This window comes from Romboutsia sp. CE17, assembly GCF_012317385.1.
GTDB lineage: Bacteria > Bacillota > Clostridia > Peptostreptococcales > Peptostreptococcaceae > Romboutsia_E.
Genome location: NZ_CP051144.1, coordinates 1209799 through 1232444 on the forward strand (window position 1 = coordinate 1209799; position 22646 = coordinate 1232444).

Here is a 22646-nt window from a genome sequence, read left to right on the forward strand (position 1 = left end):
TCCTCCTATCTATAATAAGAATACTTATTTTCTAAGATTTTAAATCCTTGAGTAATTATACTAACTAATATTAAATAGATAATACCAACTTCTATTAAAGGAAATAGACTTACTTCTCTTATTGACTGAATTTGAGCTAATCTTAAAATATCATTCAGCCCTAAAATATATACTAAAGATGTATCCTTTATTAAAGTAATTACTTCATTTGACATTGGAGCTAATATTCTTTTTATTACTTGAGGAAGTATAATTCTTTTATACATAGTTATTTTATCAAATCCTAAAACTAAAGCAGCTTCTCTTTGACCTTTATCTATAGAATCAATTCCACCTCTAAATATTTCAGCGAAGTATGCTGCGTAATTTAAAAAGAAGGCAATTATACCTGATGTAAATCTATCAAATGTAATTCCTAGTAAGGGTAATCCATAAAATATTACGATTAACTGTAAAAGTAATGGTGTCCCTCTCATAACCAAAATATAGAATTTAGATATATATTGTATTAATTTTATTTTGGATCTTCTTAAAATAGCAATTAAAAAACCAAATGGTATTGATAAAGCTAATGTTATTATAAAAAACGATAAAACTATTCCTAAACCATTTATCATGATATTCCTCCTTACAAACTCTTATTTTCTATTTAAACCACTTAGAATATATTTCATCAAATGTACCATCATTTTTCATTTCATTTAACGCAGAATTTACTTTATCTCTTAACTTTGTATTATCTTTTCTAAATCCAACTACAAAGGCTTCTTTGCCAAAATCTTCTTCAAGTATATTATATATATCCTCATCTTTTTGACTTATATAGTATCTAGCAAGAACCTCATCAGCCACTAAAGCATCAATTCTCCCTATTTCTAAATCTCTAAAAGCTTTATCAAAAGTATCATATAAAATAGGTTCTTTATTTTTAATAGTTTCAACAAATGAAGTATCTTTCAAAATTGCTTCCATACCAGATGAGTCTGATTGAGTACCAACTGATTTTCCTGATAAATCTGATTTAGTATTTATATTGGAATCTTTTAGAGTTACTATTATTTGCTTATTATCTAAATAAGGATCTGTATATGATGTATTTAATCTTCTTTCTTCTGTTAATGTATATCCATTCCATATTGCATCAATATTGCCAGAGTTAAGTTCAGCTTCTTTCATAGACCAATCAATAGATTGGAACTTAATATTCATATTTAATCTTTTACCAACTTCTTTTGCTATCTCAACATCAAAACCTGATGTTTCTCCATTTTCATCTAAAAATCCCATAGGAACAAAGGTATTATCATATCCTATTACTATCTCTTCTTTAGATTCATCTAATTTATCTGATGTATTAGAACATCCTACTAAACCATTTATACACAATATAGTTGTTAATACTAAAGTAAATTTTTTTAATTTATTTATTTTCATAATTTTAATCTCCTTTTATTATTTGAAAATTCCGAATATTAATTTTACATCTGTATGCTTAGTAATTTAATATTTAATAATTTTGGGCCCTTAAAATTATTTATATATTAAAAAACTCCCGTCTATAGCCTAAAGCCATAGGACGGGAGTTAACTCACGTGGTTCCACCTATTTTTATTAATGCCTCGCGACATTAACCTCATCAAGTACTGCAAGTTAAATTTGCTAATACTCTAGCACGATAACGGGTGCAAGGAATCCGATACAGCCTACTAAAATTATTTTTCGGTGTATTGCTCAAAGATGTGTTCAATATATTATCAATATTTCCTTTCACCTAGCGGAAACTCTCTGAAAAAGATATATATATTTACTATTTCTTATCACAGCATTTAAAATAACTTATTTAATTTATGTTTAAATATTAAGTCATTATTTTTAAAATGTCAACTATTTTTATTATTATTATTTTATTATTATTCTATGATTTATAAGACTTAAATGATACTATTAATAAAATTAATGGAAATAATTCTAACCTTCCTGCCAACATATCAAAAATTAAAGTAAGTTTAGATATATCTGATAATGAGGAAAAATTTCCAACAGGCCCTACAATTTCCCCAAGTCCTGGACCTACATTTCCTAAACATGTGACAACAGATGTAAACATACTTACAAGATCTAAAGAATCAAGTGACAATAGTATAATAGATGCAATTAGTATTATTACATAAATAAAAAAGTATGTCTGTATTCCATCAATTGTATCTCTATCTACATATTCATCATCAACTTTTATAGAGTTAATAGAGTGAGGATAAAATATTCGTTTTAAATTATTAATTGAAGACTTAAAAAGAGTTAGTACTCTATATACCTTAATACCACCGCCTGTTGAACCTGCACAAGCTCCAGTTAACATTAATAAAACAATAAGAATTTGAGATAGTTTTGGCCATAAGTTGTAGTCTGCAGTAATAAATCCAGTAGTTGTTATAATTGAACTTACTTGGAAAAAAGCATCTCTAAACGCTAAGCCTATATCCATATATGTAGGAATTATATTAAGAGTAATTATAATTGTGAAGAATGTTATAATACCTAAATAACATTTTAATTCTTCACTCTTTAAAGCCTCTTTAAAACTACCTAAATAGAATAAATAATACAAGTTAAAGTTAACTCCGAATATAATCATAAAAATACCAACTACATAATCTATATATGCACTATTATAAGCTGCTATACTTGCATTAGTTAATGAATATCCACCTGTACCCGCAGTAGAAAATGTTATTAGTATACTATCAAATAAAGGCATATTTCCTAGCAATAAAAATCCAACTTGAAATAAACTTAAGGTAAAGTAAATTAAGCATAATATTCTAGCATTCATCTTAACTTTAGATACGAACTTTGTTAATATAGGACCGGGTACTTCTGCTCTCATTAAATATATATCTTGTCCATTAGATTGAGGTAGAAATGATAATAAAAACACTAATATTCCTATTCCCCCAATCCAATGGGTAAAGCTTCTCCAAAATAGTATTCCACGACTTAAATTTTCCACATCTGTTAAAATGGTTGATCCAGTCGTTGTAAATCCTGATACTGTTTCAAAAAGCGCATCAATAAATCTTGGTATTTCACCACTTAAATAAAAAGGAAAAGCTCCTAATATAGACACTATTATCCAGGATAACGACACTATAATGAAGCCTTCCTTTGCATAGATTCGATGTTCTTTGCTTGGTATTAAGAATAATAAAATTCCTACACAAGCTGTAATTATTATAGATTTTATAAAATAGATATAAGAACCATCTTTATAAAACAAAGACACCATTAGAGGCAAACACAATAATAATGCCTCAAATAATATTATTTTTCCTGTTGTTTTTAATATTAATTTTATATTCATTTGTTTCTTCCTCCTAAAAGAACAAACTATCAATTTTTCTTAAGTTTCTATTATTTGTTGTTAAAAAAACTATTTTATCATTTATTTTTATATATTCATCTTCTGTAGGAATTATGATAGAATCATTTCTAATAATAGCTAATATCAATACTTCTGGCTTATTGTATAATTTTTTTAATGTTCTTCCTACAATATTATCTTTTTTAGAAATATTAATTTCCGAAACTTTAATTTTATTATGTAAACTATTAGATAAAAATTCTTTGAAATTTACATTATCTTTTTCTACATATTCAACAATTTCTTTTGAAATAATATCTTTCGGAGAGATAAAATTATTTAGATTACTAAAATTTAATAAGTTTTTTATTGATATGTTATTAACTAAAGTTATTACTTTAGGAACATTTAAATTACTAACATACATAGAAGTTATAATATTTTTTTCATCTAAATCTGTCATTGAGATAAATACATCTGTATTATTTATACCTTCTTCTAATAAGATCTCTTGACTAGTACCATCTTCATTAATAACTCTAGCTTTTGGAGCTAGATAAGTTATTTCTTTACATTTATTAATGTCTTTTTCTAGAATTTTTACTTTTATACCAAGATTTGTTAATAAATTGGCTAAGTAAATCCCTTCTTTTCTATGGCCAACAATCATTACAGATTTAATATCATTTTCTAAAACTCTTATATTGTGTAAAAAATTTTTAATATCTTTATCTAAGCCAATTACGATAATTTTATCATTTTCTTTTAACATATAATCTAAGGGTGGAATTATTATATCGTTATTCTTATCTAAAATGCATATTTTAACATTTGTTTTAAATATTTTATTTATTTCACCGATATGATAATTTATCAATTTATTATTATATTCAAGTTCTATATTTAATAGACTTACTTCTAATTTCTTTAAATGTTGAATTTTAAGCCAGGATGGATATCTAATAATTTTCATAATTTCTTCAGCAACTAACTTTTCTGGATTTATAATTAGGTTTAAGTTGAAATGCTCTCTCATGAATTTAGATTGATATGAATAATCTATATTACTAACTCTAGCTATTGTATTACAACATCCTAAGCTTTTAGCAATTATAGATGATACTAAGTTTACTTCATCAGATGATGTTACTGAAATTAGTAAATCTGATTTACCCACATCTGCTCTTATTTGATTTTCATAAACAGCTCCATTTCCAAATATAGCCCTAACATCATAATTATTTATTATTTTTTGAATCTTATTGTAATCATTATCTATCACAACTATATTGTGGTCTTTTTCAGATAACTTTTTAGTTAAAGCTTTTCCAATATTTCCGTTTCCGATGATTACTATATTCATACTATTCCCCCACTTTATAAGCATAATTAAAATGTTTATTAATTTACTCCTTTATAATAATACTATGATAATATAATCTGCTTTATTCTATATTAAAGAATCAATAATAAAGGGATATGCAAGTATTATTGCATATCCCTTTACTACTAATATTAAATAATTATATTTCAATATAAAATTCTTGATTTTTATGATTTATACAAATAATCTTATCTTTATATGTATTAGAATGACTTGATTCTAATAGTTTTTTTATTATTGAATATTTACCCCAGCAATGCATAGGGAATACTATTTTTGTATTAGTATTTTTCATAAAAGTATCAAACCCTAAGTAATATTGTTCTCCTTGTCTAGGGTCTAGTGGTACAAAAGCTATATCAAAATGATTATTTTTAATTTTATCAATTTCTTTTTTAAACATTGATTCAGCTTCTTTATTTTCTTTATCTGAATTTTCACCTTCCCAATGCCACCAGTTTAAATCACCTGCATGATATATAGTTTTACCCTCAACATTAACTATAAAAGCAACACCTATATCTGAAGATTCTAATGTTTTTATTTCTAATTTATCTAAAGATATGTCCTCATTGACATCTATATATGTTATATTATTAGCTTCTTTATTTATAATGTTCTTTATATCACTAGATAATATGTATTTTATATCTTTATAATTAGATTCTAAATCAAATATTACTGAATTAAAGTGGTCATGATGACCATGGCTTGAAAAGACATAAAGTTTTTTATTTTTATCAAATTCTGGTATTTCCCCTTCAAAACAATCAAATAATAATGTACAGTCATCTAGCTCAATAGAAAAGCTACTGTGGTTAATATATGTTATTTTCAATTAAATCACTCCTTTTATTAATATTATAGAAATAGCTTCACTTACTTAGTCGTTAGTACCCAAAGTGAATATTTATTTATAATTTATATTTTATAAAAATTATTATCATATTTCTATGATTTTTTTATATAGCTACAAATCGCATTAGTAAATTCTTCTGTACTTGAAGTACCACCTAAATCAGCGGTAAGCACATTCCCATTTATAAATACCTGTTTTAAAGAATCTTCTATTTTATTAGCATATGAATATTCCCCTAAATGCCTTAGCATCATTATTGATGATTGTATAATCGCAGTTGGATTTGCCTTTCCACTACCAGCTATATCTGGTGCACTTCCATGAACAGCTTCAAATATAGCGTATTCATCTCCTATATTAGCACCTGGTATAATTCCAAGACCTCCTACTAATCCAGCACATAAGTCAGATAAAATATCGCCATATAAATTTGGCATTACAAGTGTATCGTATTTTTCAGGATTTAAAACTAAATTCATTGCTGCTGCATCAACTATCAAATCATCATAGTTATTTATGCTATTTTTCTTACATAAATTCCTAAAAACATCTAAAAATAGACCATCTGATAATTTCATTATATTTGCTTTATGGACACATGTAAGTCTATTCCTATTATTATCTTTTAAATAATTACATGCAAAATTAACTATTCTTTCACTAGCTTCTTTAGTTATTATTTTTATACTTTCAGCACCATAATCTCCTAGTTTATGCTCTATTCCAGTATACAAATCTTCTGTATTTTCTCTTACAATCACCAAATCAATATTATTATATCTCGATTTAATACCTTTAAATGATTTTATAGGCCTTAAGTTTGCATATAAATTTAATTCCTGTCTTAGTGTTACATTCACACTTTTAAACCCCTTTCCTACTGGTGTTGTAAGAGGTCCTTTAATAGCAATTTTATTTTTCTTGATGCTATTAATTACATGTTTTGGAATAGGTGTTCCATATTTATCTATACAATTTAGACCTGCATTTACTACTTCCCATTTTATATTAATTCCAGTAGCCTCAACTACTTTTACCATTGCATTAGACACTTCTGGTCCTATCCCATCACCTGGTATTAATGTTATATTGTACATATTTTCCCCCTTAATATTTATTTAGTAAAATACCTTATTTAAAATTTATCTTATTTTTTATATAATTTAATTTTCCACCAGCTTTGATTATCTCAATGTCTATATCAGATAAATCAACTGATACCTTAAACAATGTATTTTTAGTTATATTTTTAACCTCTAAAACTTTGTTGTTTAAGTTTTCTAATATATTTTCTATTTCTATTTCTATTTCATCAAATAAATCTAAACTGTTATAATCTTTTTCATCTAAAAAATTCATTGGAACTATGCCACTATTAATTAAATTCGATTTGTGTATTCTTGCGAAGCTTTTAGCAATAACACCCTTTATTCCAAGATATAATGGCACTAAAGCAGCATGCTCTCGACTTGAACCTTGACCATAGTTTTCTCCTCCTATTATAAATCCTCCATTATGTTCATTTGCTCTTTTAGGAAATTCTGAATCAAGGCTGTTAAAACAATATTGTGATAAATAAGGAATATTACTTCTAAATGGTAATAATTTTGCATTAGATGGCATTATATGGTCTGTAGTTATATTATCATTACATTTTAGAAGTATTTTACCATTAATTTTATTTTGTAATGATTTATTTATTGGAAATGATTTTATATTAGGTCCTTTTATTACTTCTACATGGTCATTATCTTTTATTGGTTTAATAATCATACTATCATCTATTATAAATTTAGTATTTTCTAAATTTTTAAACTCTATATTCAGTTCTCTTGGATCTGTTAATTCACCTTTTATTGCACTAGCTGCAGCAACTTCAGGACTAACTAAGTAAATATTAGATGATAAAGTTCCACTTCTTCCGTAAAAATTTCTATTGAATGTTCTTAGGGAAACTGAATTTGTACCTGGAGATTGACCCATACCTATACATGGTCCACATGATACTTCTAATATTCTTGCCCCTGAACTTATAATATCTCCTAAAGCTCCATTTCTAGCTATCATCTCCATTACTTGTTTAGATCCTGGAGCAATAACTAAACTTATATCTTTATGAACTTTTCTATCTTTAAGTATTGTTGCAACCTTCATCAAATCTTCATAAGATGAATTTGTACAACTACCTATAGCAACTTGATCTACTTTAATCTTTGGAACGTCTTTTATACTTTTTACATTATCTGGAGAGTGTGGTAGAGCAACTAATGGCTCTAATTCTTCAAGATTTATAGTTATCTCTTCATCATAAGTACAGTTATCATCTGCTTTTAATTCTATCCAATCATTTTCCCTATTTTGTTGTTTAAAATACCCTAGTGTTTTTTCATCACTTGGAAATATAGATGTTGTAGCACCTAACTCTGCTCCCATATTAGATATAGTAGCCCTTTGTGGTACTGACAAATATTTTACTCCATCTCCTCCATACTCAAATATTTTTCCAACTCCACCTTTCACAGTAACTTTCCTTAGCACCTCTAATATAATATCTTTTGCAGAAACCATATACTTTAATTTGCCCAATAAGTTAACCTTACAAACCTTTGGCATTTTGATATAATACTCTCCTCCTGCCATTGCTATAGCAACATCTAGACCACCAGCTCCAATTGATAGCATTCCCACACCTCCTGATGTTGGAGTATGGCTATCTGATCCTAAAAGAGTATCCCCTGGAGTTGAAAATCTTTCTAAAAATACTTGATGACATATTCCATTACCTGGTTTAGAAAAATATATTCCATGTTTTTCTGCAACTGTTTGAATATATTTGTGATCATCTGCATTTTCAAATCCTTGTTGAAGCATGTTATGGTCTATAAATGCAACACTTCTTTTTGTTTTAACCTTATCTATATTCATAGCTTCTAGCTGTAGATATACCATTGTTCCCGTAGAATCTTGAGTTAAGGTTTGATCTATTTTTATACCTATAGATTCATCTTTTTTTAAATCTCCTTTAACTAAATGTTTTTTTAATATTTTATAAACTAAATTATCTCCCATATTTGCCCCCTATTCAATTAATTAATTTATATTATATGATTTTGTCTTTTATTATATCGTTATATAGTTGAACTAACTCTTTGTCAAATAAAGTTCTTTTGGCTCTTATGCAAAGAGCTCTAACTGATTCAAGCATAATTGATGCATCTTCATCATTTAAATTGATATCATACTCTTTAAATTTATTTACGATTGCTGCTTTCCCTGAATGTTTTCCTATAACAATTTGTCTTTCAAGTCCAACCTCTTTAGGATTAAAAGCTTCGTAATTAGTTGGATTTTTCAAAGCTCCATCGGCATGTATTCCAGACTCATGTTTAAACATATTGCTACCTACGATAGCCTTCCATGCAGGTAAATCTCTTCCAGATGCACTTGAAACGTATTCTGATAAATCTTTAAATTTCGTAGTATCAATGTTAGTATCATATCCGTGAATATATTTTAAAGCCATCAAAACTTCTTCTAAAGCTGCATTTCCAGCTCTCTCTCCTAAACCATTTACTGTAACGCCTACATAGTTAGCCCCACCAATTATTCCTGCTATAGCATTAGCTGTTGCAAGACCAAAGTCATTATGAGTATGCATTTCTATATCAAATTTTGTTTTATTATAAATTTTACTAATTTTATCTTTTATAGAAAATGGATCCATAATTCCTACTGTGTCACAATATCTAAATCTATCTGCACCTGCTTGTTTTGCTACTTCAATAAATTCTATTAAAAAGTCATCATTAGCCCTAGATGCATCTTCCCCATTAACAGATACGTATAGTCCATTTCTTTTTGCATATTCAACTGATTTAACCATATTCTCCAAAACCCACTCTCTTGAAGTCTTAAGCTTATTTTGTATGTGTATATCAGATACAGATATTGATATTGCTACCGAATCAACACCACAATCTATAGAATTTTCAATATCAGATATTACTGCTCTATTCCAAGCCATAATACTAGATTTTAGGTTTCTTTTACATATTGATTTTATCACCTCTTTTTCATCTCCTCCCATAGCCGGTATACCAACTTCTATTTGATTTATACCTAAGTCACTTAACATTTGAGAAATTGCAATTTTTTCATGATTTGCAAATACAACGCCTGCCGTTTGCTCTCCATCTCTTAGGGTAGTATCCACTATTTTTATGCTCTTTAAACTTTTTCTATCAATTATACACATAATTAAAATACCTCCAGATTTTTATTGAATTTCATTTTAAAATAACAAATATGAATTTTTTTATTTATAAGTTTCATTTTTATTTATATAATTGCAATCAATTAAATCTTTTAATATATTATATTCACATTATTTCAACAATGCATTAGTATTATTATTTTTTTATAAATAATTTAAATGCAAGATTATTTTTATAAATTTCATTTACATATTATCACTTAAATAATTTTATAGAATTTTCAGAAAATATGTAGACAAATAATTCATTTTATACTATAGTTTAAATATAAAATATTAATAACAATTAAATAAGCCTTATCAAGAGAGGTGGAGGGACTGGCCCTATGAAACCCAGCAACCAGTATATTAATTTATACATGGTGCTAAATCCTGCGGCATTATGCTGAAAGATAAGTATAAACTAAAAACCTGAGTTTATACTCAGGTTTTTTTATTAATTTCTTTTATCTTATATAAAAGGGCTTACTTAGTAGTTAAATTAAGGGGGAAATTATATGTATCAAAAAAAATCATTATTAAAAAAAATATTAGGGTTTACTTTATCTATCTCACTAGGTGTATTTTCTATAGGTTGTTCTTCTACTTCTAACACTAGTGAAGAAAATGATAAGAAAATAGTAGTAGGTGCTATGCAGGTTCCTGGGGGAGAACTTTTAAATCACTTAAAGTCAGATATTGAAAAAGAAGGGTATGAATTAGAAGTAGTTATATTTAATGACTACAATACTCCTAATACAGCGCTTGCAGAAGGTGATATAGACGCTAACTTATTTCAGCATAAACCATTTTTAAATGAGTGTATAGAAAAGCAAAACTTTGATTTAACACCAGTTGTAGACTTATATGAAGTACCTTTACAAGCATATTCAAATAAAATAAAATCTTTTGATGATTTAAAGTCTGGTAGTAAATTTGCTTTACCTAATGATCCTACAAATGGCTCAAGAGCATTAAAAATGTTAGAAAATGAAGGTATAATAAAAATAAAAGAAGGGGTATCCTTACCATCAGCAAAGGATATAGTAGAAAATCCTAAAAATATTGAATTTATAGAAGCTGAAGCAAATCAATTACCATCATTATTACCAGATGTTGATGCAGCCTTTATAAACGGTAACTTCGCAGTAGCTGCAGGATTAGATGCAAGTAAGCAAAGTATTTATGCTCCTGAAACTGATAATACTTATGTAAATATACTAGCTTGCAGAACTGAAGATAAAAACAGTGAAAAAATACAAGTATTAAAAAAAGTATTGTCATCTGATAAATCAAGAGAATTTATACAAGAAAACTATAAAGGAATAATCATACCTGTATTTTAAAAATAAAAAAGCAAATATAAGTTTATTGATAAGCTTATATTTGCTTTTTATTCTATTATATCTTATTTAAAGATAGATTTATTTATATTTATTTAGCTTTTTTCATACTTTGTATTGCTTTTAAAGTTCCCATTTTTGAATGGTCAAAAGTAAGTCCACCTTGGAAATACACATTATAAGGAGGTCTTATAGGAGCATCAGCACTTAATTCTATAGATGAACCTTGAATAAATGCACCTGCTGCCATAATAACTTCACTATCATATCCTGGCATTGCCCATGGTTCAGGTCTTACATAAGAGTCAACTGGAGCTGCTGCTTGTATTCCTTGACAAAAACTTATAACTTCTTCTGCATTATTAAGTCTTACAACTTGTATAATATCACTTCTTACATCATTATATTTAGGTAGTACCTCATACCCTAATTTTTCAAATGCTCTTGCACAGAAAATAGCACCCATAACAGCTTGAGAAGTAACATATGGAGCCATGAAGAATCCTTGAAGTACTGTTCTAGTAGTTCCAAATGTAAGACCACATTCTTTTCCAATTCCTGGAGTAGTAAGTCTATATGATATCATTTCTACTAATTCTTTTTTACCTACTATATAACCACCTGTTAGTGCTAGACCTCCACCTGGATTTTTAATTAAAGATCCAGCCATTATATCAACACCAACTTCTGTAGGTTCTTTTGTATCTAAGAACTCACCATAACAGTTATCTACCATTACTATTATATTTTTATTTATAGATTTTACTGTATCTACAGCTTCTTTTATATCTTCTATTGTAAGAGATTTTCTCCACGCATATCCTTTTGATCTTTGTATCATTACAAGTTTTGTTCTATCATTTATTTTACTTTTGATTCCTTCTAAATCTATGTTTCCGTCTTCTAAAAAATCAACTTGATCATATGTAACTCCAAATTCTTTTAAACATCCTTTTTCTTCTCTAATACCAATTACACCTTGCAATGTATCATAAGGAGCCCCTGTAACTGAAAGTATTTCATCTCCAGGACGTACAATACCTTGTACGCATAAACTTAAAGCATGAGTTCCATTTACAATTATAGGTCTAACTAAAGCATCTTCAGTTTTAAATACATTTGCAAATATTTCTTCTACTTTCTCACGCCCTATATCATTATATCCATATCCAGTAGTCCAATTAAAGTGATTATCACTTAAATGAGCTTCTTGCATTGCCTTTAATACTTTATATTGGTTAAATTCTCTTATCTTTTTTAAATTTTCAAATTGAGGTTCTATGTCTTTCATTACTTCTTCTGCTAATTCAAAAGTCTCGTCGTCAATTCCATAAAAACCTTTTAAAAGTTCTTTAGTTTCATTAAGCATTTTATTCACCTGTCTCTTTATTTATTTCAACATCAAAATTTTATCATATCGCATATATTACTGCAAGTTTATCAACTGTATCTCATTATTAAGCTCAAAGTTATTTTTAATAGTATCTTTAATAGTAATTAATTATTTTTAACTATTAGTTTGGGCATATTAAATATAATCTACTTAAAACTTAGGAAAAAGAGGATATTATAATATGATTAACATAATTGGATTAATTTTATCATTATCTTTAATAATTTTCTTAGCATATAAAGGATATTCAACTATTATAACAGCTCCATTAATAGCTTTATTAACAGTATTAATAATAGGTGGAGATTCTAATAAATACTTAATGTTAACTTATACCGAAATTTATATGAGTGGGTTTTCAAGCTTTGTCAAAAATTATTTTCCAATTTTTTTAACAGGTGCTATATTTGCACGATTGATGGAAGAAGCATTGTATGTAAGATCTATAGCAAACTTCATAACCAATAACTTAGGTAAAGATAAAACTATTATATCAGTAGTATTAGCAGGTGCTTTATTAACTTATGGAGGTGTTTCCTTATTTACAGTTGCATTTGTTTTATATCCTATAGCAAATACGTTGTTTAAAGAGGCAAATATCCCCAAAAGACTTATACCTGGAACAATAGCTCTAGGAGCATTCACATTTACTATGACTGCTTTGCCTGGTACACCTGAAATTCAAAATGTTATACCTATGAGATATTTTGGAACAGATACATTCTCAGCCCCTATTTTAGGATTGTCTGCAAGTTTACTTATGCTAATATCTGGAATTATTTGGCTTACATATCGTGTAAAACAAGCAGAAAAAAGTAATGAAGGGTATGGAGATTATAATATTGATAATTCTGATGTAGGCTCTAATAGTCTCCCAAATATATATTTATCAATTACTCCAATATTAATTATTTTTATTAGCAATTTATTTTTCTCAAAAATATTTTATAAGCTTATTGACGGGTCTTATTTGGATAAATACAATTTAACTTTAGATAATGTTTCTGGAACGTGGAGTGTAATTATTTCCATAGCAATATCAATTTTATTTATTTTAATAATTAATTATAAAAAAATAAACAACTTAAATAGCGTACTAAATAGTGGAATTTCTAATTCTTTTTTACCCTTACTTAGTTCTAGTGCTATTGTAGGGTATGGAAGTGTTATAAAGTCATTACCAATTTTTATTACATTACAATCTATAATACTTAATATATCTTCAAACCCTATTGTATCAGAAGCTATATCAGTAAATATTATATGTGGTATTACAGCTTCTGCTTCTGGAGGGCTTACTATTACATTAGATGCTCTAGCACCAACCTTTATAAATATAAGTCAATCACTTAATATACCATTAGAAGTAATGCATAGGATAGCCTCATTAGCTTCTGGAGGATTAGATACCTTACCTCATAATGGAGCAGTAATTACAACTCTTGCTATATGTGGATTAACTCATAAAGAATCTTATAAGGATATTTTTATAACCTCTGTAATAATTCCTATATCAGTTACTGCTTTTATAGTTATAGCTACATCTATCTTCTTTGTGTAATATATAAATATTTTTAATAATAAAATAGAGATATACAAAATAAATGTATATCTCTATTTTATTATTTATTTAATTTTATAATTATCTATTATTACTTTGTACTTGGTTATTTTGTAAGTTTATAGATTTAGCAGGTAGTATAGTAGATACTGCATGCTTATATATCATATTTTGTTGTCTGTTATCCCCTTCTAATAAAATTATATAACTGTCAAAGCCTTTTACATAACCTTTTACTTGCACTCCATTCATTAAGTATATTGTTACAGGTATTTTCTCTTTTCTTGCGTTATTTAAGAATAGATCCTGTAAATTTAAAACTGAATTTTTCATTGCCGAATACCCTCCCGAGATAAATTAAATTTAAATTATTTATGTATATATTTTTTTATTTTATACAACTCTTCTATTATATTTTATACAAGTTTAATATTATTTTCAATAAAACTTAATATTTCTTTTTCAAGTATATCAAAATTATGATATTCATCTAAATTAAACCATTTAGCACTGTCATATCTTCTAAACCAAGTTATTTGTCTTTTAGCATATCTTCTTGAATCTCTTTTTATAATTTCTATAGCTTCATCATAGGTATACTCACCATCTAAATACTTTATAATCTCTTTATATCCTATCCCTTGCATAGATATTAAGTCTTTAGTATATCCCATATTAAGTAAGCTTTTTACCTCATCAATCAATCCATTTTCTAACATTATATCGACTCTTTTATTAATTCTTTCATATAAATGATCTCTTTCTCTATTTAATACTACTATAATTGGTTTATATTTTGGGTTTATCTTTAGATCTTTAGAGAAATCATTCATTTTTTCTCCACTTAAACATACCTCTAGCGCTCTAATAACTCTTTTAGTATTATTTTTATGTATTCTTTCTGCTGCTTCTGAGTCTAATTCTTTTAATTTATTATGCATATGGTCTATTCCATACTTTTCAAGCTCTAACCTTAAAGATTCTCTTAACTCATCATTTGCATTTGATTTTGCAAAGTCCATATTATAAATTAATGAATTTAAGTAAAGACCTGTTCCTCCTGTAACTAAAGGTAATTTACCTTTAGTTGTAATTTCATCTATATATAGATTAGCTCTTTTCTGAAACTCAGATACGGAAAAGTTATAATCAGGTTTTACTTCATCAATTAAGTAATGAGTGACATTATCCATTTCCTCTTTTGTAACTTTTGCACTACCAACATCCATATATTCATAAATTTGCATAGAGTCTGCTGATATTATTTCTGCATTTAATTTTTTTGCTATTTTTATAGATAAATCTGTTTTACCAACTGCTGTTGGACCAGTAAGTATAATAAGCGGTATTTTCTTCATAATAACCTTCCTTAAATTACATAATTCTTTTAAACATTTTTTCAATTTCTTTCATTGTTATTTCAACTATTATAGGTCTTCCATGTGGACATGTAAAAGGATTTTTACATTGATTTAATTGTTTAATTAAACTATCTATTTCTAGATTATGTATTTTATCATTTGCTTTTATAGCAGCTCTACAAGCCATTGAAGCAAATTTTTCTCCCTTTAACTCATAGTTGTTTTTTATCTCCTCAATGTTATCTATTATTTGAAGAATAAACTTTTCAGATTCTGGGACACCAAAAACTGTTGGTACACATCTTATCATAATATGATTATTACCAAATATCTCTATTTCAAAACCAAACTTCATAAATAAATCTAAGTTATTCTCAACATGTAGCATATCTACATTTGATAGTTCTAATATAATAGGATCTAATAACATTTGCATACTTATATCATGACTATAAAATTTGTCCATATATCTTTCATATAAAATTCTTTCATGCGCAACATGTTGATCTAATAAATACATAGAGCTTCCTTTTTGAAGTATTATATAAGTATCAAATACAGTTCCTACTACATTGTAACCACTTAGTAAGAATTTATTAGTTTCTTCTTCAAAGAAGTTTTCTTGAGTACTATCTACTACTTTTTCCACGACCATATCTTCAAATTTATTGGTTTTGCTCTTTTTATTTTTATCAACTTCCTCTTTATCTAACTTCTCTAAGTCTTCAACACTAAAACTTTTACTTATATCCACATTACCATCAATAATAAATTCGTCTTTATTATCAACTTTACTTATGTTTAAATTTTTAGATGAATTCATTTTTAACTCTTCTTCATCCTTAAGTAATGTAAACTCTTTATTTAATATTAAATTTTCTAACTTTTTAGTTGATAAACTATCGTCTTTTAAAACTTTATCAAATTCATTAAAACTATGGTAATCTATATTATTGGTATTTTTATTATCATCAAAACTTAAACTATCATTAAATTTTTCTTTTTTATTACTAATAGATTCGTTTATCATATCTGTTATAGATTTAAATTCTTCTATATTTTCACCTTTAGATATTTCAACAATCTCTATATCTTCATAGCTTTCTTTTACTTTATCTAATTCATTATTAATCTTTAAACTTGGATTTGTATTTTTTCCATAGTATTCATATTTACCTATTAAATTTGAACTTAATAGCTTTCTTCTTAGGTAATCTCTAAGTTCTATATATAAATCTTTTTCATCTTCAAACTTAACTTCTAATTTAGTTGGATGTATATTTACATCTATCTTAGATGGATTTATGCTAATATTTAAAAAACATATTCCATGTTTTCCAATTGGTATTATAGATTTATATGCTTCTGCTATAGCATCTAATACTACCTTACTTTTCACAAATCGCTTGTTTATATATGTATGTTGCAAGTTTTTATTAGATCTATAAACATTGTTATTTCCTATAAATCCACTCATTCTAAAATAATCACATTCAAACTCTACAGGTATTAAATTTTCAGTTATATCTTTTCCATAAATACTTCTTATTGCATTGTTAAGTTTACCATCACCTGGAGTATTTAGAATTTGTTTTCCATTATTTATATATTTAAACTGAACATCTGGATTTCCTATTGCAAGTTTATTTATTAAATCACTGATATTTATAGTTTCTGCATGAGTTGATTTTAAGAATTTCTGTCTTACTGGAGTATTAAAGAATATATCTTTTATTATTATAGTCGTACCATTGTTCGTACCGATTGGCTCCTTAGATATAATCTTTCCACCTTCAACAATTATTTTAGTTCCAACAGATTCTTCTTTTGATTTTGTTATCATTTCAAGTTTCGAAACTGCAGATATAGAAGCTAATGCTTCACCTCTAAATCCTAGTGAATATAAATCATACAAGTCATCTATATTATTTATTTTACTAGTTGCATGTCTTAAAAAAGACTTTTCAACCTCGCTTGATAAAATTCCAGAACCATTATCTGTAATTCTTATATACTTCTTCCCACCATCTGCTATATCTACTATTACTTTATTTGATTTTGCATCAATAGAGTTTTCCACTAATTCTTTAACTACAGAAGATGGTCTTTCGACCACTTCTCCTGCAGCTATTTTATTTATAGTTAAATCATCTAATATATTAATTCTATTTGACATAGTTTACCTCCATGAGGTTATTTTTTTTCTTTTGCTTTTTTTTGAAGATTGAACAAAGCATTCATTGCATCAAGCGGAGTCATAGATAGTATATCTAAACTAACTATTTCATCTAATAAACTAACATCATTTATAGAATCAAATGATATTTGAGTTATAACACTTTCTTTAACTATATTACTATCTAGTTTTTCGCTTAATTCTTTATATTCTTTATTTAATTTATCATAATCTTTCTTTATATTCTTATAGTCTTTAACTAGCTCTGTATGCTCAATTTTTAATGATTCATACTCATTTTTAAAGTTATTTAAGCTTAACTTTTCTAATTCTTTTTCCAGTTCATTTATTTTATTTTCTTTAATAGCATCCGTTTTGATATATGCGTTATCAAAATTATTTGTATCCATTTTAATATCATTAGAAAAACTATCTTTATTAAGTGTAACACTATTATTAATATGATTTTTTTCCAAATCTTTTAAAATTTCTTTGGATCTATTTATTACTTCTTCAGGAAGCTTAGCAAGTTGGGCAACATATATACCATAACTTTTATCAGCACCTTGTGGTATGATTTTTCTTAAAAATACTATTCCATCACCATCTTCTTTAACTGCAATAGAGTAATTCTTAACTTCTTTAAATTTGTTTTCTAAATCTGTTAATTCATGATAATGAGTAGCAAATAATGTTTTACATTTTATATATTGCTCAATGTATTCAACTATTGACCAAGCTAAACTTATTCCATCATAAGTACTTGTACCTCTACCAATTTCATCAAGGATGACTAAACTTTTATTAGTAGCATTTTTTAATATATGAGATACTTCACTCATTTCAACCATAAATGTAGACTGACCTTGAGATAAATCATCACTGGCTCCTACTCTCGTAAAAATCCTATCACATATTGGGATATTAGCATACTCTGCAGGTACAAAAGATCCTATATGAGCCATTAAAGTTATAATTGCAGTTTGCCTCATATAAGTAGACTTACCTGCCATATTAGGCCCTGTTATGATATTTATTATATTTTCTCCATTATTTAAATAAGTATCATTAGGTACAAAGTTTTCCTCTCCTACAATATTTTCAATAACTGGATGTCTACCATTTTTAATATCTAATTTATTTTCTTCATTTATTAATGGTTTAACATAATTATTCATATATGCAACAGTGGCAAATGAAACAAATACATCTATATTTGCTATTATCTTAGCAACTTTTTGTATTCTATCAATATTTTTATAGATAGTTTCTCTTATATTTACAAAAATTTCATACTCTAATGTTTTTATCTTTTCTTCTGCATGAAGTATTTTATCCTCAATTTCTTTTAATTCTGATGTTATAAATCTTTCAGCATTACTTAAAGTTTGCTTTCTTATATATCCATCATCTATATTAGCAGTATTCAAATTAGCTTTAGTAATTTCTATATAGTATCCAAATACTTTATTAAATCCTATTTTTAATGACTTTACACCTGTTTTTTCTCTTTCACGGTTTTCTATTTCTTTTATCATAAAAGCACCATTCTTAGAAATATCCCTAAGTTCTTTTAGCTCATCATTAAACTCTGATTTAATTATATTTCCATCTTTTATAGTTATACTTGGTTCTTCCTTTATAGATTCTTTTATTAGATTATATAAATCGTTCAAATCATCCATATCATCTATATAGTTTTTTAATATTTTTGCATTAGATGAATTAATAATATTATTTAGTTCTGGCAACTTTTCTATTGAGTTCTTTAAGTGAATCATCTCTTTCGGTGTAACTTTTTCAAATGCAATTTTCCCACATATTCTTTCAATATCATATACATTTTTTAGTATTTCATTTAAGTCTTCTCTAAGAATAAAATCATCCTTTATTTCTTCTATAACATTAAGACGCTTTTCTATTCTTTTTTTATTTACTAAAGGTTCTTCAACATACTTTCTAAGAAGTCTTCCTCCCATAGCTGTAGAAGTTTTATCTAAAACATGAAGTAATGACCCTTTCTTTTTACTTCCTCTAATAGTTTGAGTAAGTTCTAAATTATTTCTAGTAAACATATCTAAAACCATATATTCACTTGAATTATATATATTTATTCTATTAATATTTGAAGTTACTTGCTTTTGAGTATTATAAATATAGTTTAATAAAATACATAAACTATTTTTTATTAAATCATATTCATCAAACTTTAATTTACTTAGGTAATCCTCATCAAAGTACTTATTTAATATACTTTGATCTAAGTAATTTTCATCAAAAGTTTCATTTAAGTAAATATTTCCTATAGTAGCTATATTTCTTAATTCCTCTTTTAAACTTAAATCATTTAATATAATTTCAGTAGGATGTACTTTAGCTATTTCTTCGATAACTTTATCTTTAGTTAAATAAGTTGCATTCGTTTCTCCAGTACTTATATCTACATAAGTAAGTCCTATATTATCATTGACTTTATATAGTGAAAGTAAATAATTATTTTTCTTATTTTCTAACAAACTACCTTCAAGAACTGTACCTGGTGTTACTACTCTGATAACATCTCTTTTTACAATTCCTTTTACAGTTGCAGGATCTTCTAATTGTTCTCCTATTGCAACCTTATAACCGTTCTCTACTAATTTAGATATATATGAATTTGCAGAATGGAAAGGCACTCCACACATAGGTGCCCTTTCTTCTAAACCGCAAGATTTTCCCGTTAAAGCTATTTCTAAAGTTTTTGAAGCTACTATAGCATCTTCAAAGAACATTTCATAGAAATCTCCTAGTCTAAAAAACAATATACAGTCTGGATACTTATCCTTACAATCAAAGTATTGTTTCATCATAGGAGTTAATTTACTTCTATCTATTTGCATCTTTCAACCTCCTTTATTTCTAAGTTATTATTATATCATATGGATGGTTTATTATTAAGGGTATAAGGAAGAATCCTGCATCTAAAAATATAGTTATTTAATAGATATACTACTTAATATAAAATAGTTTAACACAAAAGCAAAAAAGGTGGAATTTTCAGTTTAAATACTCTTGAAATTCCACCTTTTTATTATATTTGGCAATATTTTTCCTGCATCCATTTAATTTTAAGGTGAAATAAAATATTGTAGGATTTTCTAAATTTAATAATATAAATATAATGAATTTACTGAATAATATTAGAACTTATAGTATAATAGTATATATCTTAGTTAATTAGTTAAATATTGAAATTTAAACCTTCCTTTAATTAGGAGGACTTTTATGAAAGCTTTAAAAATAGGAAATTTAGTTGCAAAAAATCCAATTATCCAAGGTGGTATGGGAATTGGTATATCTCGTTCTAATCTAGCATCATCAGTTAGTAAAAATGGAGGTATTGGAGTTATATCAGGTGTAAATATTGGATATGATGAATTAGACTTTGCTAGTAACACTTTAGAAGCTAATTTAAGAGCTCTAAAAAAGCATATATCCATAGCAAAAGAAAAATCCAACAATGGTATTATAGGTGTGAATCTTATGGTAGCAATGACTAATTATGAAGAGCATGTAAAGGTTGCAGTTAATAGTGGTTGCGATATTATAATATCAGGAGCAGGTCTTCCTTTAAAACTACCTAGCTTAGTTAAAAATAGTAATACTAAGATTGCTCCAATAGTATCATCTTCAAAAGCTGCTAATGTAATACTTAAGATGTGGGATAAAAAAGATAATACAACTGCTGATATGATAATTGTAGAAGGTCCAAAAGCTGGTGGTCATTTAGGTTTTACTAATGAAGATCTAGATAACATAAACTCTATTGATTATGATAATGAGTTTAAAGAGGTTTTAAAAATAGCATATAATTATGGAAAAAAATACGGAAAAGAAATTCCGGTTATTGCTGCTGGTGGTATTTCTTCTAGTTCCGATGTAAAAAAATATATAGATATGGGAGCTAGTGGTGTTCAGGTAGGTACTAGATTTGTAACAACCCATGAATGTGATGCCGATTATAATTTTAAAAATGCATATGTAAATGCTAAAAAAGAAGATATAAAAATAGTAAAAAGCCCTGTAGGACTTCCTGGAAGAGCGATAAAAAATAAATTTATAGATACTATTTCACTTGCAAAGCCCAAAATAAGTAAATGTTATAATTGCTTAGTTCCTTGTAATCCAAAAGAAACTCCTTACTGCATATCAACAGCTTTAATAAATGCAGTAAAAGGCAATATTGATGATGCTTTATTATTTTGTGGTGCAGATGCGTATAAAATAAATGAAATCCAATCAGTAAGTGAAGTAATAAATGAATTAGTTAGTGATTTATAGTTATATAAAAAAGTAGTGTAGAAGTTTATTTCTACACTACTTTTTTATATAATACATGTTTATGATATTAAACTTTTATATTATAAAAGCCTCCTATTGGAAGCTTTGATATTTTCTTTCAAAGAATCTATTTGCTTTTCCTAGAGCTTTTGTTAAAACGTCTAATTCTGATCCTTGGAAGTTTTCAAGTATTGCATCTATCATTTCTTTATGGAAAATACTATGCACATCAAAAACTTCTTTACCCTTTTCTGTTAAACTAACAAGAACAACTCTTCTATCTTCTTCTATTCTTTTTCTCTCAGCGTATCCTTTTTTAATAAGTCTATTAATAGCTGTTGTAAGTGTACCTACAGTTATTCTTAAATCATGTGCTATTTCTCCCATAGTTCGATTTCCTTCTGTTCCAATAGCTTCTATAGTATGAATCTCTGTAATAGATAAATTAGTAAACTCTGTATTTTTCATGGCTTTTTCTTCTATATGCAATATATCGTTAAATAATTGTACCAATAATGTATTTAATATTTCTTCTGTTGTATTTTTCATAGCATCAGCTCTCCATCAATCTTATTCTAAATGTATTATAATAAATTTTTTAAATAAATTCAATTGGTACTATGTATTAAATTAAAA

The 22646-nt window shown here is 26.7% G+C and carries 17 protein-coding genes, 1 riboswitch and 1 other annotated feature; of the genes, 3 read left to right on the top strand and 14 right to left on the bottom strand.

Annotated elements, in window-relative coordinates; translation table 11 throughout:
• Positions 1-5: 5 nt before the first annotated feature.
• The 8 genes from HF520_RS05760 to nifV all read right to left on the bottom strand — a co-directional run bounded on the left by HF520_RS05760 (position 6) and on the right by nifV (position 9859).
• Positions 6-617, bottom strand: a complete 612-nt coding sequence (locus tag HF520_RS05760; protein ID WP_168573113.1) for an amino acid ABC transporter permease — start codon at positions 615-617, stop codon at positions 6-8.
• Positions 618-645: 28 nt separating this feature from the next.
• Positions 646-1434, bottom strand: a complete 789-nt coding sequence (locus HF520_RS05765) for an amino acid ABC transporter substrate-binding protein (protein ID WP_168573114.1) — start codon at positions 1432-1434, stop codon at positions 646-648.
• A gap of 135 nt (positions 1435-1569) precedes the next feature.
• Positions 1570-1830 (bottom strand) — a binding site (T-box leader).
• Positions 1831-1915: 85 nt separating this feature from the next.
• Positions 1916-3361, bottom strand: coding sequence for a TrkH family potassium uptake protein (locus HF520_RS05770; protein ID WP_168573115.1), 1446 nt, complete (start codon positions 3359-3361; stop codon positions 1916-1918).
• A 13-nt stretch (positions 3362-3374) separates the two neighbouring features.
• A complete protein-coding gene (gene trkA / locus HF520_RS05775; protein WP_168573116.1) occupies positions 3375-4724 on the bottom strand; it encodes a Trk system potassium transporter TrkA in 1350 nt (449 codons plus the stop codon).
• A gap of 160 nt (positions 4725-4884) precedes the next feature.
• Positions 4885-5583: an MBL fold metallo-hydrolase gene (locus HF520_RS05780; protein ID WP_168573117.1), complete on the bottom strand. Its 699-nt coding sequence runs from the start codon at positions 5581-5583 to the stop codon at positions 4885-4887.
• Positions 5584-5696: 113 nt separating this feature from the next.
• Positions 5697-6701 (bottom strand): isocitrate/isopropylmalate dehydrogenase family protein, encoded by a 1005-nt coding sequence (locus tag HF520_RS05785; RefSeq protein ID WP_168573118.1) that lies wholly within the window; start codon positions 6699-6701, stop codon positions 5697-5699.
• Positions 6702-6735: 34 nt separating this feature from the next.
• Positions 6736-8673, bottom strand: a complete 1938-nt coding sequence (locus HF520_RS05790) for an aconitate hydratase (protein WP_168573119.1) — start codon at positions 8671-8673, stop codon at positions 6736-6738.
• A 31-nt stretch (positions 8674-8704) separates the two neighbouring features.
• Positions 8705-9859, bottom strand: a complete 1155-nt coding sequence (nifV, locus tag HF520_RS05795) for a homocitrate synthase (protein WP_168573120.1) — start codon at positions 9857-9859, stop codon at positions 8705-8707.
• Between the two features lie 312 nt (positions 9860-10171).
• Positions 10172-10276, top strand: a riboswitch (SAM riboswitch).
• Positions 10277-10374: 98 nt separating this feature from the next.
• Here nifV and HF520_RS05800 point away from each other — a divergent pair.
• Entirely contained in the window at positions 10375-11202 is an 828-nt protein-coding gene (locus HF520_RS05800) for a MetQ/NlpA family ABC transporter substrate-binding protein (RefSeq protein WP_168573121.1), read from the top strand.
• A gap of 88 nt (positions 11203-11290) precedes the next feature.
• On the opposite strand, the gene HF520_RS05805 is transcribed toward HF520_RS05800, so the two are convergent.
• A complete protein-coding gene (locus HF520_RS05805) occupies positions 11291-12568 on the bottom strand; it encodes a methionine gamma-lyase family protein (RefSeq protein ID WP_168573122.1) in 1278 nt (425 codons plus the stop codon).
• 205 nt (positions 12569-12773) lie between these two features.
• On the opposite strand from HF520_RS05805, the gene HF520_RS05810 reads away from it, so the two are divergent.
• Positions 12774-14153, top strand: a complete 1380-nt coding sequence (locus tag HF520_RS05810) for a GntP family permease (RefSeq protein ID WP_168573123.1) — start codon at positions 12774-12776, stop codon at positions 14151-14153.
• Between the two features lie 81 nt (positions 14154-14234).
• Here the strand turns inward: HF520_RS05810 and hfq are convergent, their stop codons facing one another.
• The 4 genes from hfq to mutS form a co-directional block, all read right to left on the bottom strand.
• Positions 14235-14486, bottom strand: coding sequence for an RNA chaperone Hfq (hfq, locus tag HF520_RS05815; protein ID WP_168573124.1), 252 nt, complete (start codon positions 14484-14486; stop codon positions 14235-14237).
• 83 nt (positions 14487-14569) lie between these two features.
• Positions 14570-15511, bottom strand: coding sequence for a tRNA (adenosine(37)-N6)-dimethylallyltransferase MiaA (miaA, locus tag HF520_RS05820; protein WP_207711033.1), 942 nt, complete (start codon positions 15509-15511; stop codon positions 14570-14572).
• Between the two features lie 16 nt (positions 15512-15527).
• The gene (gene mutL / locus HF520_RS05825) at positions 15528-17690 is read right to left on the bottom strand and encodes a DNA mismatch repair endonuclease MutL (RefSeq protein WP_168573125.1); all 2163 of its coding nucleotides are present in this window, start codon (positions 17688-17690) and stop codon (positions 15528-15530) included.
• 17 nt (positions 17691-17707) lie between these two features.
• The gene (gene mutS, locus HF520_RS05830; protein ID WP_168573126.1) at positions 17708-20569 is read right to left on the bottom strand and encodes a DNA mismatch repair protein MutS; all 2862 of its coding nucleotides are present in this window, start codon (positions 20567-20569) and stop codon (positions 17708-17710) included.
• A gap of 442 nt (positions 20570-21011) precedes the next feature.
• Between mutS and HF520_RS05835 the strand changes: the two genes are divergently transcribed.
• Positions 21012-22010, top strand: coding sequence for an NAD(P)H-dependent flavin oxidoreductase (locus HF520_RS05835; protein WP_334296650.1), 999 nt, complete (start codon positions 21012-21014; stop codon positions 22008-22010).
• A 93-nt stretch (positions 22011-22103) separates the two neighbouring features.
• Here the strand turns inward: HF520_RS05835 and HF520_RS05840 are convergent, their stop codons facing one another.
• Positions 22104-22559: a MarR family winged helix-turn-helix transcriptional regulator gene (locus HF520_RS05840; RefSeq protein WP_168573128.1), complete on the bottom strand. Its 456-nt coding sequence runs from the start codon at positions 22557-22559 to the stop codon at positions 22104-22106.
• Positions 22560-22646 lie beyond the last annotated feature (87 nt).

Bases quoted from the DNA above. Each gene is read 5' to 3' on its own strand.
- HF520_RS05760 (WP_168573113.1), bottom strand. From the start codon at position 617: ATGATAAATGGTTTAGGAATAGTTTTATCGTTTTTTATAATAACATTA.
- HF520_RS05765 (WP_168573114.1), bottom strand. From the start codon at position 1,434: ATGAAAATAAATAAATTAAAAAAATTTACTTTAGTATTAACAACTATA.
- HF520_RS05770 (WP_168573115.1), bottom strand. From the start codon at position 3,361: ATGAATATAAAATTAATATTAAAAACAACAGGAAAAATAATATTATTT.
- trkA (WP_168573116.1), bottom strand. From the start codon at position 4,724: ATGAATATAGTAATCATCGGAAACGGAAATATTGGAAAAGCTTTAACT.
- HF520_RS05785 (WP_168573118.1), bottom strand. From the start codon at position 6,701: ATGTACAATATAACATTAATACCAGGTGATGGGATAGGACCAGAAGTG.
- HF520_RS05790 (WP_168573119.1), bottom strand. From the start codon at position 8,673: ATGGGAGATAATTTAGTTTATAAAATATTAAAAAAACATTTAGTTAAA.
- nifV (WP_168573120.1), bottom strand. From the start codon at position 9,859: ATGTGTATAATTGATAGAAAAAGTTTAAAGAGCATAAAAATAGTGGAT.
- HF520_RS05800 (WP_168573121.1), top strand. From the start codon at position 10,375: ATGTATCAAAAAAAATCATTATTAAAAAAAATATTAGGGTTTACTTTA.
- HF520_RS05805 (WP_168573122.1), bottom strand. From the start codon at position 12,568: ATGCTTAATGAAACTAAAGAACTTTTAAAAGGTTTTTATGGAATTGAC.
- HF520_RS05810 (WP_168573123.1), top strand. From the start codon at position 12,774: ATGATTAACATAATTGGATTAATTTTATCATTATCTTTAATAATTTTC.
- hfq (WP_168573124.1), bottom strand. From the start codon at position 14,486: ATGAAAAATTCAGTTTTAAATTTACAGGATCTATTCTTAAATAACGCA.
- miaA (WP_207711033.1), bottom strand. From the start codon at position 15,511: ATGAAGAAAATACCGCTTATTATACTTACTGGTCCAACAGCAGTTGGT.
- mutL (WP_168573125.1), bottom strand. From the start codon at position 17,690: ATGTCAAATAGAATTAATATATTAGATGATTTAACTATAAATAAAATA.
- mutS (WP_168573126.1), bottom strand. From the start codon at position 20,569: ATGCAAATAGATAGAAGTAAATTAACTCCTATGATGAAACAATACTTT.
- HF520_RS05835 (WP_334296650.1), top strand. From the start codon at position 21,012: ATGGGAATTGGTATATCTCGTTCTAATCTAGCATCATCAGTTAGTAAA.
- HF520_RS05840 (WP_168573128.1), bottom strand. From the start codon at position 22,559: ATGAAAAATACAACAGAAGAAATATTAAATACATTATTGGTACAATTA.